This is a genomic window from Candidatus Pantoea deserta (assembly GCF_003813865.1).
GTDB lineage: Bacteria > Pseudomonadota > Gammaproteobacteria > Enterobacterales > Enterobacteriaceae > Pantoea > Pantoea deserta.
The window spans coordinates 93,064-105,662 of the sequence record NZ_RMVG01000018.1; the positions used below are offsets into that span (position 1 = coordinate 93,064).

At 56.0% G+C, this 12,599-nt stretch carries 13 protein-coding genes, 1 tRNA gene and 1 rRNA gene; 13 read left to right on the forward strand and 2 right to left on the reverse strand.

Annotated elements, in window-relative coordinates:
- Positions 1–117: 117 nt before the first annotated feature.
- The 13 genes from aroQ (at position 118) to BBB56_RS19215 (ending at position 12,251) form a co-directional block, all read left to right on the forward strand.
- Positions 118–570 carry a type II 3-dehydroquinate dehydratase gene (aroQ, locus tag BBB56_RS19155; RefSeq protein ID WP_123802525.1) on the forward strand — a complete coding sequence of 151 codons (453 nt, stop codon included), beginning with the start codon at positions 118–120 and terminating at the stop codon, positions 568–570.
- A gap of 21 nt (positions 571–591) precedes the next feature.
- Complete coding sequence (gene accB, locus BBB56_RS19160; RefSeq protein ID WP_123802526.1) at positions 592–1,059, forward strand: acetyl-CoA carboxylase biotin carboxyl carrier protein; 468 nt, start codon at positions 592–594, stop codon at positions 1,057–1,059.
- 11 nt (positions 1,060–1,070) lie between these two features.
- Positions 1,071–2,420: an acetyl-CoA carboxylase biotin carboxylase subunit gene (gene accC / locus BBB56_RS19165; RefSeq protein ID WP_123802527.1), complete on the forward strand. Its 1,350-nt coding sequence runs from the start codon at positions 1,071–1,073 to the stop codon at positions 2,418–2,420.
- 71 nt (positions 2,421–2,491) lie between these two features.
- Entirely contained in the window at positions 2,492–2,734 is a 243-nt protein-coding gene (locus tag BBB56_RS19170) for a YhdT family protein (protein WP_123802538.1), read from the forward strand.
- The gene (panF, locus tag BBB56_RS19175; protein ID WP_123802528.1) at positions 2,724–4,160 is read left to right on the forward strand and encodes a sodium/pantothenate symporter; all 1,437 of its coding nucleotides are present in this window, start codon (positions 2,724–2,726) and stop codon (positions 4,158–4,160) included. Before BBB56_RS19170 ends, panF begins: the two co-directional genes overlap by 11 nt.
- A gap of 11 nt (positions 4,161–4,171) precedes the next feature.
- Complete coding sequence (prmA, locus tag BBB56_RS19180; RefSeq protein WP_123802529.1) at positions 4,172–5,053, forward strand: 50S ribosomal protein L11 methyltransferase; 882 nt, start codon at positions 4,172–4,174, stop codon at positions 5,051–5,053.
- 166 nt (positions 5,054–5,219) lie between these two features.
- On the forward strand, positions 5,220–5,957 hold the full coding sequence (locus BBB56_RS19185) for a carbonic anhydrase (protein ID WP_123802530.1): 738 nt from the start codon (positions 5,220–5,222) through the stop codon (positions 5,955–5,957).
- 309 nt (positions 5,958–6,266) lie between these two features.
- The gene (gene dusB, locus BBB56_RS19190; RefSeq protein ID WP_123802531.1) at positions 6,267–7,232 is read left to right on the forward strand and encodes a tRNA dihydrouridine synthase DusB; all 966 of its coding nucleotides are present in this window, start codon (positions 6,267–6,269) and stop codon (positions 7,230–7,232) included.
- Between the two features lie 24 nt (positions 7,233–7,256).
- A complete protein-coding gene (fis, locus tag BBB56_RS19195; protein WP_000462905.1) occupies positions 7,257–7,553 on the forward strand; it encodes a DNA-binding transcriptional regulator Fis in 297 nt (98 codons plus the stop codon).
- A gap of 544 nt (positions 7,554–8,097) precedes the next feature.
- A complete protein-coding gene (locus BBB56_RS19200) occupies positions 8,098–9,123 on the forward strand; it encodes an amino acid ABC transporter substrate-binding protein (RefSeq protein ID WP_123802532.1) in 1,026 nt (341 codons plus the stop codon).
- A 66-nt stretch (positions 9,124–9,189) separates the two neighbouring features.
- The gene (locus BBB56_RS19205; RefSeq protein ID WP_123802533.1) at positions 9,190–10,368 is read left to right on the forward strand and encodes an amino acid ABC transporter permease; all 1,179 of its coding nucleotides are present in this window, start codon (positions 9,190–9,192) and stop codon (positions 10,366–10,368) included.
- Between the two features lie 15 nt (positions 10,369–10,383).
- A complete protein-coding gene (locus BBB56_RS19210) occupies positions 10,384–11,484 on the forward strand; it encodes an amino acid ABC transporter permease (RefSeq protein ID WP_123802534.1) in 1,101 nt (366 codons plus the stop codon).
- A gap of 8 nt (positions 11,485–11,492) precedes the next feature.
- Positions 11,493–12,251, forward strand: coding sequence for an amino acid ABC transporter ATP-binding protein (locus tag BBB56_RS19215; RefSeq protein ID WP_123802535.1), 759 nt, complete (start codon positions 11,493–11,495; stop codon positions 12,249–12,251).
- Between the two features lie 117 nt (positions 12,252–12,368).
- On the opposite strand, the gene rrf is transcribed toward BBB56_RS19215, so the two are convergent.
- Together rrf and BBB56_RS19225 are read right to left on the reverse strand one after the other, a co-directional pair.
- Positions 12,369–12,484: ribosomal RNA gene (gene rrf / locus BBB56_RS19220) — 5S ribosomal RNA — on the reverse strand.
- 31 nt (positions 12,485–12,515) lie between these two features.
- Positions 12,516–12,591, reverse strand: a tRNA-Thr gene (locus BBB56_RS19225).
- Between the last annotated feature and the right edge of the window lie 8 nt (positions 12,592–12,599).

Sequence of the window (12,599 nt, forward strand, 5' to 3'; positions counted from 1 at the left end):
ATATAATGCCCGGCTTTGTTGCGCGCAGTGTCGCCTTTTGGCGCGCTGCGGGTGACAAACGGAAGATAGCAAGGTATTTTACGCGATGCCTCAATGATTGCGGGAGATGGCAGCACGATGGCGCATAAATTTCACATTCTGCTTTTAAACGGTCCCAACCTGAATTTGCTGGGAACCCGCGAGCCGGAGAAATACGGTCACACCACGCTGCAACAAATCGTCAGCGATCTGACCGACCAGGCGAACAGGCTGGATGTGAAACTGAGTCATTTGCAGTCTAATGCGGAATTTCAGCTCATCGATCGCATTCATGAGGCCAGAGGCAATGTGGATTATATCATTATCAATCCCGCTGCGTTTACGCACACCAGCGTAGCATTGCGCGATGCCCTTTTGGCGGTAAGCATTCCCTTTATTGAGGTGCACCTCTCCAATGTGCATGCCCGCGAACCTTTCCGCCATCACTCCTATCTTTCTGACGTATCCGCCGGCGTAATTTGCGGTTTAGGCGCCGACGGCTACTCATGGGCTTTACAAACGGCAGTAAAACGCCTGTCTCATTCCAATTAAACAGAGTACGGAACCACACTCATGGATATTCGTAAAATTAAAAAACTGATCGAACTGGTTGAAGAATCCGGCATCGCTGAGCTGGAAATCTCCGAGGGCGAAGAGTCCGTTCGTATCAGCCGTGCACCTGCCAATGTCGGTTATCCGGTTATGCAGCAGGCTTTCGCCGCTCCGGCTCCGCAGCCCGCGCTGGCCGCTGCCGTCGCGCCTGCCGCCGCGCCCGTTCTGGAAGCGGCTAAGCCTGCTGAAATCAGCGGCCATATCGTGCGTTCGCCGATGGTCGGCACCTTCTACCGCACCCCAAGCCCGGATGCGAAAGCCTTTGTTGAAATCGGTCAGAAAGTTAACGCCGGCGACACCCTCTGCATCGTTGAAGCGATGAAGATGATGAACCAGATCGAAGCCGATAAGTCTGGCGTCGTGAAAGCCATTCTGGTCGAAAGCGGCCAGCCGGTTGAATTTGACGAGCCGCTGGTCGTCATCGAATAACGAGGCGAACCATGCTGGATAAAATTGTCATTGCCAACCGCGGAGAGATCGCGCTGCGCATTCTCCGCGCCTGTAAAGAGCTGGGCATCAAGACCGTGGCGGTGCACTCCACCGCTGACCGCGATCTGAAACACGTGCTGCTGGCGGACGAAACCGTCTGCATCGGACCGGCCCAGTCCGTTAAAAGCTACCTGAACATTCCGGCGCTGATCTCCGCTGCGGAGATCACCGGCGCGGTCGCCATTCACCCCGGCTACGGCTTCCTCTCTGAGAACGCCGACTTTGCCGAGCAGGTTGAGCGGTCCGGCTTTATCTTTATCGGCCCGAAAGCCGACACCATTCGCCTGATGGGCGACAAGGTTTCCGCCATCACCGCGATGAAGAAAGCGGGCGTGCCCACCGTGCCAGGCTCTGACGGCTCGCTGGGCGACGACATGGAGAAAAACCGGGCCATCGCTAAGCGCATCGGCTATCCGGTCATCATCAAGGCGTCCGGCGGCGGCGGCGGTCGCGGCATGCGCGTGGTGCGCAGCGATAAAGAGCTTGAGCAGTCCATTAACATGACGAAGGCGGAGGCCAAAGCGGCTTTCAACAACGACATGGTTTATATGGAGAAGTACCTCGAAAACCCGCGTCATATCGAGATTCAGGTGCTGGCCGACGGCCAGGGCAACGCCATCTATCTGGCCGAGCGCGACTGCTCTATGCAGCGCCGCCACCAGAAAGTGGTCGAGGAAGCGCCGGCGCCGGGCATCACCCCGGAACTGCGCCGCTACATCGGCGAGCGCTGCTCTAACGCCTGTATCGAAATCGGTTACCGCGGCGCAGGCACCTTCGAGTTCCTGTATGAAAACGGCGAGTTCTACTTTATCGAGATGAACACCCGTATTCAGGTTGAGCATCCGGTCACCGAGATGATCACCGGCGTGGATCTGATCAAAGAGCAGCTGCGCATCGCTGCCGGTCAGCCGCTCTCTATCAAACAGGACGACGTGGTGATCCGCGGCCATGCGGTCGAGTGCCGTATCAACGCCGAAGACCCGAACACCTTCCTGCCGAGTCCGGGCAAGATCACCCGCTTCCACGCGCCGGGCGGCTTTGGCGTGCGCTGGGAATCGCACATTTACGCCGGCTACAGCGTGCCGCCGTATTACGATTCCATGATCGGCAAGCTGATCTGCTACGGCGAAACCCGCGACGTGGCGATTGCGCGCATGAAGAACGCGCTGGCGGAACTGATCATCGACGGCATCAAGACCAATATTGAGCTTCAGATGAAGATCATGTCCGACGAATACTTCCAGCAGGGTGGCACCAACATCCACTATCTGGAGAAAAAACTCGGCCTGTACGATAAGTAAGCACAGCGCTGAATAAGAGTAAGGCCGGTCATACCGGCCTTTTTCATTTTTGTCGCCGTAGAGGTTGCATGATGGACTGGCGTTTTCTGCAAGCAAATAAAGAGGCGCGCTGGGCGCTCTGGCTCACGCTGGCGTACCTGGCCGTCTGGGGAGGCTCTGCCTGGCTGGGCGGTAATGAAACCGGCGTGACCGGCCTGCCGCGCTGGTTTGAACTCTCCTGCATTTTCGCCCCGCTGCTGTTTATCGTCCTGTGCTGGTTGATGGTGCGGCTGGTGTTCCGCGAGATGCCGCTGGAGGATCACGATGGAAACTGAAATCATTCTGCCGCTGCTGGCTTATCTGGTGCTGATCGCCGGGCTGTCCGTGTTCGCGATGCGCAAGCAGCGTCAGGGTAACTTTCTCAGCGAATACTTTCTTGGCAGCCGCTCTATGGGCGGCTTTGTGCTGGCGATGACCATCACCACCACCTATATCAGCGCCAGCTCGTTTATCGGCGGTCCAGGCGCAGCCTATAAGTACGGTCTCGGCTGGGTGCTGCTGGCGATGATTCAGGTGCCGGCGGTCTGGCTGTCGCTCGGCGTGCTGGGAAAGAAGTTCGCCATACTGGCGCGCCGCTATAACGCGGTGACGCTGAATGACATGCTCTATGCGCGCTATCGCAGCACGCTGCTTATCTGGCTGGCGAGCATTAGCCTGCTGGTAGCCTTTATCGGCGCCATGACGGTGCAGTTTATCGGCGGCGCGCGCCTGCTGGAAACCGCCGCCGGTATTCCCTACGATACCGGGCTGCTGATTTTTGGCGGCACTATCGCGCTCTACACCGCTTTTGGCGGCTTTCGCGCCAGCGTGCTCAACGATGCCATGCAGGGCCTGGTGATGCTGATCGGCACCTTTTTGCTGCTGTTTGCCGTGATCCACCATGCAGGCGGACTGAGTACCGCGGTCGCCAGACTGCGTACTATTGATCCGCAGCTGGTGTCGCCGGAAGGCGTGGGCAATGTCATCAATCCGACCTTTCTCAGCTCGTTCGCGGTGCTGGTCTGTTTCGGCGTCATTGGCCTGCCGCATACCGCCGTGCGCTGCATCTCTTATAAAGACAGTAAGGCGATGCACCGCGGGATTATTCTCGGCACCATCGTGGTAGTGGTGCTGATGCTCGGTATGCATCTGGCCGGCGCGCTGGGCCGTGCGATCCTGCCGGATCTGACCATCCCCGATCGGGTGATCCCGACGCTGATGATCACCGTGCTGCCGCCGATGGCCGCGGGCGTCTTTCTCGCCGCGCCAATGGCGGCGATCATGTCCACCATTAACGCGCAGCTGCTGCAATCCTCCGCTACGCTGATCAAAGATCTCTATCTGCGTATCGCGCCGCAGCAGAGCGAAAACGAAGCGCGTCTGCGTATGCTCTCCGGCACCATTACCTTTGTGCTGGGGCTGCTGCTGCTGCTGGCGGCCTGGAATCCGCCCGATATGATTATCTGGCTTAACCTGCTGGCGTTCGGCGGCCTGGAAGCCGTTTTTCTCTGGCCGCTGGTGCTGGGACTCTACTGGTCGCGCGCCAACGCCGCTGGCGCGATCAGCGGTATGCTGGCGGGAGCCGGAAGTTACACGCTGCTTGCCAGCCTGAATATTGAATGGGGTGGCTTCCACCCTATCGTTCCCTCATTGACCTTAAGCCTTCTGGCTTTTCTGGTCGGTAATCTGTTTGGCCGCGCGCCGGATGCGGCGCAGGAATAAAGAGAAACGCTATGCCATGGATTCAAATCAAAATTAACAGCACCGGCGAGCATGCCGAAACCCTCAGCGATGCGCTGATGGATGTCGGCGCGGTCTCGGTGACGTTTCAGGATACGCACGATAATCCGGTTTATGAGCCGCTGCCGGGCGAAACGCGCCTGTGGGGCGATACCGATGTTATCGGCCTGTTTGACGCGGAAACCGAGATGGAGGATGTGGTGGCGGAACTGAGCCAGCACCCGCTGCTGGGCGCCGGTTTTCGCCACAAGATCGAACAGATCGAAGATAAAGACTGGGAGCGCGAGTGGATGGACAACTTCCACCCGATGCGCTTCGGCCAGCGGCTGTGGATCTGCCCAAGCTGGCGCGACGTGCCGGATCCCGACGCCGTCAACGTGATGCTGGATCCCGGTCTGGCGTTCGGCACCGGCACGCATCCGACAACCTCGCTCTGTCTGACCTGGCTGGATGGGCTGGATCTTGCGGGCAAGACGGTGATCGATTTCGGCTGTGGATCCGGCATTCTGGCGATCGCCGCGCTGAAGCTCGGCGCGGCGCAGGCGATCGGCATCGATATCGATCCGCAGGCGATTCAGGCCAGCCGGGACAACGCGGAGCGCAACGGCGTTGCCGATCGCCTGTCGCTCTATCTGCCGCATCAGCAGCCGGAAAATCTTCAGGCTGACGTCGTGGTCGCCAATATCCTCGCCGGTCCGCTGCGCGAGCTGGCGCCGTTGATTAGCGTTCTGCCGAAAGCGGGCGGCCATCTGGGATTATCTGGCGTACTGGCCAGCCAGGCCGAAGGCGTTTGCGAAGCCTATGCCGGCAGCTTCGCGCTCGATCCCGTTGCGGAAAAAGAGGAGTGGTGCCGGATTACCGGCGTGCGCCGCTAATCTGTCTGACCTGCGCAGGCCAGCCAGCGCTGGCCTGCTGCTTTGACTTTTAATGCCTGTACCCTCTCCTTTTACCTCTGATTTGTCCTGCCGCAAAATTCCACGCTGTTAAGACCATTTATTATCTGACCCCTTTAACTTTTTATAATATTTTTCGGGACAGACAATGAAAATAGCTTTAGTGATTAGCCTGTTATTTGCTGCTAACGCCTTCGCGCACGCAGCCACGCCCTCCGCTCACTGGACCTATGAAGGTAAAGCTGGTCCGGAACACTGGGGCGAACTGTCGACTGATTTTCATACCTGCCATACCGGTAAATTTCAGTCGCCAGTAGACATTCGCCATACCATTGATGGTCATCTGCCGCCGCTGAATCTTGAATTTCATACTGCCGCAAAGACGCTGGTTAACAACGGCCACACCATTCAGGTCAATGTAGACGACGAGGATGATTTCAGGCTGGACGGCGAAGACTTCCATCTGATGCAGTATCACTTTCATACGCCCAGCGAAAACCAGATAGCGGGCAAGTCCTATCCTCTGGAAGCCCACTTCGTCCATCAGAGCGACAAGGGCGACCTGGCGGTGGTGGCCGTGATGTTTGAACCGGGCGCGGAAAATCCGGCGTTAAATGCCATTCTGACCGCCCTTCCTCAGCAGGAAAACCAGAGCGTCACGTTGAACAAAACCATGGATTTTCGTGCGCTGTTCCCGGCGGATTTTCACTATTATCGCTTCAGCGGATCCCTGACCACGCCGCCTTGTACGGAAGGTCTCCGCTGGCTGGTGATGAAGCAGCCGGTTCAGCTGTCACAGTCGCAGCTGGCGCAGTTTCAGAAAGCCTTGAAGTCCAGCAATAATCGTCCTCTACAGCCGCTAAACGGCAGGATGATTGTCGAGTAAGATCATTACTGCCTGGACGTAATCAGGTTGAGCAATAAATCACCGTATCGCCGCCATATCTTTGGCTAATCTCTGGATGTGGCGCTTTTTATATTGTGACTTGCGGCATGTTTTGAGAAAAATTTTTGTTCACAATTTCAGCATATCTTTTTAAGCTGCTGAATTATAAATGCTTTTAATAAAGAGACCGCCACTTTGCCCGCTTTATCCTGATTATGTGGGTGGATTGTTCAAAGTTTGGCCTTTCATCTTCGATAAAAAATGCGTAATATACGCCGCCTTGCGAACAGTTACGGTCACTTCTTCTTCATGCGCATTGGACACCACCAGCTTCGTAATCGACTCATTGCTGCACCGATGGCCGGCATCACCGATAAGCCATTTCGCACTTTGTGTTATGAAAACGGGGCCGGTATGGCGGTCTCCGAGATGCTGTCATCTAACCCGGAAGTCTGGGCCAGTGACAAATCCCGTTTGCGTATGGTGCACAGTGATGAGCCGGGCGTTCGCGCCGTGCAGATTGCCGGTTGCGATCCCGATGATATGGCCGCCGCCGCACGGATTAATGTGGCGTCTGGCGCGCAAATCATCGACATCAATATGGGCTGCCCGGCGAAAAAAGTGAATCGTAAGATGGCGGGTTCGGCGCTGCTGCAACATCCAGAGCTGGTGAAGTCGATCCTCACCGCCGTGGTTAATGCAGTGGATGTGCCTGTTACGCTGAAGATTCGTACCGGCTGGGATCCAGAAAACCGTAACTGTGTAGAGATTGCCCAATTGGCTGAAGGCTGTGGCATTCAGGCCCTGACGATACATGGACGCACTCGTGCCTGCCTGTTCAACGGGGAAGCTGAATACGACAGCATTCGGACAGTTAAGCAGAGTGTCACCATTCCCGTTATCGCGAATGGCGACATAACTGACCCGCATAAAGCCAGAGCCGTGCTTGACTATACGGGGGCTGATGCCCTGATGATAGGCCGCGCGGCTCAGGGAAGACCGTGGATCTTCCGGGAAATCCAGCATTATCTGGACACTGGGGAGCTGCTTGCTCCGCTGCCGCTGGCAGAGGTGAAGCGTATGCTCGTTGCGCATATACGTGAGCTGCACGACTTTTATGGTCCAGGCAAGGGATACCGTATAGCGCGTAAGCACGTCTCCTGGTATTTGCAGGAACATGCCCCTAATGACCAGTTTCGGCGCACATTCAACGCCATAGAGGATGCCAGCGAACAGCTGGAGGCGTTGGAGGCATACTTCGAAAATCTTGCGTAAACGAAATAAAGAGCTGAAAGAACTATGTTCGAACAACGCGTAAATTCTGACGTACTGACCGTTTCTACCGTTAACTCACAGGATCAGGTGACGCAAAAGCCTCTGCGTGATTCGGTTAAACAGGCACTGAAGAACTATTTTGCTCAACTGAACGGTCAGGATGTGAATGACCTGTATGAGCTGGTACTGGCTGAAGTCGAGCAGCCACTGTTGGACATGGTGATGCAGTATACCCGTGGCAACCAGACCCGTGCTGCGCTGATGATGGGTATCAACCGTGGTACTCTGCGTAAGAAACTGAAAAAATACGGCATGAACTGATTTTTTGTTGATGACGTAAATGACGCCAGCCTGAGTGCTGGCGTTTTTATTTGTGTCGTTTTTAACGGCGCGTACCAGCCGGTGAAACAATTCGCCTGAAAATGGTCACCTGAGTTGCAGTCGCGCCAGTGAAAATGACCGCCGTTGTTAATTACTTTACTCCTGACAGAGCCTGTCTGATTATCCACGCCTGACCCGCCATGCCCGTTCCGCCGCGCTCTCAGTGATCCTGAGCGGTAAATCAGGCAACTCTCCCGCTGCATACATCTCTCTCTGAGCTTTGGCTCACATTGCTTCCATATAGTGAAACTATTTGCACTAATTGTGATCGAGGCGACTCGCTTTGCTTCCTTTTGGTGCGCGATATTAGCTCTGCTTTTCTAAAACTTCCGATTATTAAGAGATCATCCCAGTCCACCCATGCTTACGCAAACCTGGCACCGGCTTTGCAGTGCTATGCGTGGCTGACCGCCACAGACAGAAATAGCGCACGGCACGGTGCGCATCAAACATAACAAAATAACTACGCCACACAGGATGCTTTATGAAAAAGATGATGCTTTCTACCCTGGTCGCCGCTGCTTCGCTGTTTGCGGTGGCTCAGCAGGCGCACGCCGGCACGACGCTGGATGCCATTAAGAAGAAGGGTTTTGTGCAGTGCGGTATCAGCGATGGGTTACCAGGCTTCTCTTATGCCGACGCCAGCGGCAAGTTTTCGGGTATTGATGTGGATGTCTGCCGTGCCGCCGCGACCGCCGTGTTCGGCGACGCCAGCAAAGTGAAATACACGCCCCTGACGGCGAAAGAGCGTTTCACCGCGCTGCAATCCGGGGAAGTGGATATTCTGTCACGCAACACCACCTGGACCTCTTCGCGCGATGGCGGCATGGGCTTCCTGTTCGCTGGCGTGAACTACTATGACGGCATTGGCTTTTTGACCCATCAGAAAGCGGGCCTGAAAAGCGCCAAAGAGCTGGACGGCGCAACCGTCTGTATTCAGGCGGGCACCGACACCGAACTGAACGTGGCGGACTTTTTCAAAGCGAACAAAATGCAGTACACCCCGGTAACTTTCGACCGCTCTGATGAGTCGGCGAAAGCGCTCGACAGCGGACGCTGCGATACCCTGGCCTCCGATCAGTCACAGCTCTATGCGCTGCGCATTAAACTTGGCAAGCCAGATGAATTTATCGTGCTGCCGGAAGTCATCTCCAAAGAGCCGCTGGGTCCGGTGGTGCGTCGCGGCGACGATGACTGGTTCACCATCGTTAAATGGTCGCTCTATGCGATGCTGAATGCGGAAGAGATGGGCATTAACTCGAAGAATGTCGATCAGATGACGGCCAAGCCTACCACGCCGGATATGGCGCACCTGTTAGGTGCAGAAGGCGACTTTGGTAAGGACCTGAAGCTCGATAACAAGTGGGCGTATAACATCATCAAACAGGTGGGCAACTATCAGGAAGTGTTCGACCGCAACGTGGGTAAAGACAGCGCGCTGAAAATCGCTCGCGGTCAGAACGCGCTCTGGAACCAGGGCGGCATTCAGTATGCTCCGCCGGTCCGCTAATCACCGCTGTTAACGGGACGCCGCGCTCCGCGGCGTCTTGCCCGCGTTTTATCTCTGAGGTTCAACATGTCGCAACGCCCAACCGTGAAAAGGGATATGTCCTTCGGTAATCCCAGGGTTCGCGCCTGGCTTTACCAGATTATCGCCATCGTCGCGGTGTTTATCGTGGTGGGTTATCTGATCCACAACACGGTAATCAATCTTGCCAGTCGTGGCATTACTTCTGGATTCGGCTTTCTTGAGCGCAGCGCCGGTTTCGGTATCGTTCAGCATCTTATCGACTATACCGAAGGCGACACCTATGCCCGCGTATTTATGGTGGGCCTGACGAATACCCTGCTGGTCTCTGCGCTCTGTATCGTTTTCGCTTCGCTGCTGGGCTTTTTTGTCGGCCTCGCGCGGCTGTCGGATAACTGGCTGCTGCGTAAGCTCTCAACTTTTTATATAGAAACTTTCCGCAATATTCCGCCGCTGTTGCAGATCTTTTTCTGGTATTTCGCCGTGTTGCGCAATCTGCCTGGACCGCGTCAGGCGTTAAGCGCATTCGATGTCGCCTTTGTCAGCAACCGTGGCCTGTATGTGCCCTGGCCGCAGCACGCCCCCGGTACCTGGCCATTCATTATTGCGCTCGCGCTGGCCGTCGCGGGCAGCTATGCCCTGTTCCGCTTTAACCGTAAGCACCAGCTTAAAACCGGGCAGCTACGTCGCACTTGGCCGGCCGCTCTGGCGATGCTGATACTGTTTCCCGTTCTGGCTCATCTGGGCTTTGGCGCGGCAACGCACTGGGAGGTGCCGACGCTGCGCGGCTTTAATTTCCGTGGCGGGTTCGTCATGATCCCGGAACTGGCCGCGCTTACCGTCGCGCTTTCGGTGTATACCTCTTCGTTTATCGCTGAGGTGATCCGCGCCGGTATTCAGTCGGTGCCCCACGGTCAGCATGAAGCCGCACGCTCGCTTGGATTGCCTAATCCGGTCACGCTGCGCCAGGTCATTATCCCGCAGGCGATGCGCGTCATTATTCCGCCGCTGACCAGTCAGTATCTCAACATCGTGAAAAACTCCTCGCTGGCCGCCGCCATCGGCTATCCCGATATGGTGTCGCTGTTTGCCGGTACGGTACTGAACCAGACCGGGCAGGCGATTGAAACCATCGCCATCACCATGGGGGTTTATCTGGTGATTAGCCTGGTGATTTCTCTGTTGATGAATATCTATAACCGCAAAATCGCGCTGGTTGAGCGCTAAGAGGACGGGATGACGATGTCTGTGACTACACATGAAACCCCGCCAGTCGCCACCACGCCGCTGAGCCGCGCCTGGGTCTGGGCGCGTAAGAATCTCTTCTCCAGCTGGTTTAATACGCTGCTGACGCTGTTCTGCCTCTGGATGATGTGGGAGGTAATCCCGCCCGCTCTGGAATGGCTGATATTTCAGGCGAACTGGATCGGCGAGACGCGCGCGGACTGCACTAAGGAGGGCGCATGCTGGGTATTTATTCACGCGCGTTTCGGTCAGTTTATGTATGGGCTTTACCCGCATGAACTGCGCTGGCGTATTAATCTGGCGCTGGTACTGGGCGTGCTCTCTCTTATTCCGATGTTTATTAAGTCAGTGCCGCATCGTGGCCGCTACATCGCCTGCTGGGCCGTTATCTATCCCCTGACCGTCTGGCTGCTGATGTATGGCGGCCTTTTTGGCCTGGAGCGCGTCGAGACGCGTCAATGGGGAGGACTAACATTAACCCTGATCATCGCCGCTGTCGGCATCGCCGGCGCGTTGCCGCTGGGCATCTTGCTGGCGCTGGGACGACGTTCGCGTATGCCCGTGGTGCGTACGCTGTCGATTATCTTTATCGAGTTCTGGCGCGGCGTGCCGCTGATTACCGTGCTGTTTATGTCGTCAGTTATGCTGCCGCTGTTTATGTCGGAAGGCACCACTATCGATAAGCTGGTGCGCGCCCTGGTCGGGGTAATCCTGTTTCAATCCGCCTATGTGGCCGAGGTGGTTCGCGGCGGGTTGCAGGCGTTGCCGAAAGGTCAGTATGAGGCCGCAGAGTCGCTGGCGCTCGGCTACTGGAAAACCCAGCTGCTGGTCATTTTGCCGCAGGCGCTGAAGCTGACGATCCCCGGTCTGGTGAACACTATTATTGCGCTGTTCAAAGATACCAGCCTGGTAATCATCATCGGTCTTTTCGACCTTTTCAGCAGCGTGCAGCAGGCAACGGTCGATCCCGCATGGCTGGGGATGTCGACGGAAGGCTACGTTTTTGCCGCGCTGGTCTACTGGATTTTCTGTTTTAGCATGTCGCGCTACAGCCAGCATCTGGAAAAGCGCTTTCACACCGGGCGTAAGTCGCACTGAGGTTTTCCATGACACAACATTTGCATCAGGATTCAGATTTAATGATTTCGCTCGAAAACGTGAATAAATGGTACGGCCAGTTCCACGTGTTGAAGAACATCAACCTACAGGTCAAACCGCGCGAACGCATCGTGCTTTGCGGGCCTTCCGGCTCCGGTAAATCCACGACGATTCGCTGTATCAATCATCTGGAAGAACATCAGCAAGGGCGTATCGTGGTCGACGGCATCCATCTTAACGACGATGTGCGTAATATTGAGCGCGTACGTACTGAGGTCGGGATGGTGTTTCAGCACTTTAACCTTTTTCCTCATCTGACAGTTTTGCAAAACTGTACGCTTGCCCCCATCTGGGTTCGCAAGTCATCGAAGAAGGAAGCGGAAGAGCTGGCGATGCACTATCTGGAGCGCGTGCGCATTGCGGAACATGCGCATAAGTTTCCCGGCCAGCTTTCTGGCGGGCAGCAACAGCGCGTGGCCATTGCACGCTCGCTGTGTATGAAACCCAAAATCATGCTGTTTGATGAGCCAACCTCTGCGCTGGATCCGGAAATGGTTAAAGAGGTGCTGGATACCATGATTGGGCTGGCAGAGGATGGCATGACGATGCTGTGCGTAACCCACGAGATGGGCTTTGCGCGGACCGTCGCGGACCGGGTGATCTTTATGGATCGCGGCGAAATCGTAGAGATGGCGCCGCCGCAGACCTTTTTCTCGAATCCGACGTCTGAGCGTACGCGCGCCTTTCTTTCGCAGGTTATTCATTAATGCTGATGCGCTGATTACCACCCCGGACAGGTTCCGGGGTTTTTTATGCGCAGAGATTTGGCATCGCAGAAAAGAAAAAAGCCCTTTGCATATGCAAAGGGCTTCTTCTTGTTTGATGCCTGGCAGTTCCCTACTCTCGCATGGGGAGACCCCACACTACCATCGGCGCTACGGCGTTTCACTTCTGAGTTCGGCATGGGGTCAGGTGGGACCGCCGCGCTAAAGCCGCCAGGCAAATTCTTTTTCGCCGAACTCTTACGTAACTGGTGCTGATACCCAGAGTCGAACTGGGGACCTCACCCTTACCAAGGGTGCGCTCTACCAACTGAGCCATATCAGCACACTATA

Coding starts and splice junctions, on each gene's coding strand:
- BBB56_RS19210 (WP_123802534.1), top strand. CDS start 10,384: ATGTCTGTGACTACACATGAAACCCCGCCAGTCGCCACCACGCCGCTG.
- BBB56_RS19170 (WP_123802538.1), top strand. CDS start 2,492: ATGGACTGGCGTTTTCTGCAAGCAAATAAAGAGGCGCGCTGGGCGCTC.
- prmA (WP_123802529.1), top strand. CDS start 4,172: ATGCCATGGATTCAAATCAAAATTAACAGCACCGGCGAGCATGCCGAA.
- BBB56_RS19200 (WP_123802532.1), top strand. CDS start 8,098: ATGAAAAAGATGATGCTTTCTACCCTGGTCGCCGCTGCTTCGCTGTTT.
- BBB56_RS19205 (WP_123802533.1), top strand. CDS start 9,190: ATGTCGCAACGCCCAACCGTGAAAAGGGATATGTCCTTCGGTAATCCC.
- dusB (WP_123802531.1), top strand. CDS start 6,267: ATGCGCATTGGACACCACCAGCTTCGTAATCGACTCATTGCTGCACCG.
- accC (WP_123802527.1), top strand. CDS start 1,071: ATGCTGGATAAAATTGTCATTGCCAACCGCGGAGAGATCGCGCTGCGC.
- accB (WP_123802526.1), top strand. CDS start 592: ATGGATATTCGTAAAATTAAAAAACTGATCGAACTGGTTGAAGAATCC.
- BBB56_RS19215 (WP_123802535.1), top strand. CDS start 11,493: ATGACACAACATTTGCATCAGGATTCAGATTTAATGATTTCGCTCGAA.
- fis (WP_000462905.1), top strand. CDS start 7,257: ATGTTCGAACAACGCGTAAATTCTGACGTACTGACCGTTTCTACCGTT.
- panF (WP_123802528.1), top strand. CDS start 2,724: ATGGAAACTGAAATCATTCTGCCGCTGCTGGCTTATCTGGTGCTGATC.
- BBB56_RS19185 (WP_123802530.1), top strand. CDS start 5,220: ATGAAAATAGCTTTAGTGATTAGCCTGTTATTTGCTGCTAACGCCTTC.
- aroQ (WP_123802525.1), top strand. CDS start 118: ATGGCGCATAAATTTCACATTCTGCTTTTAAACGGTCCCAACCTGAAT.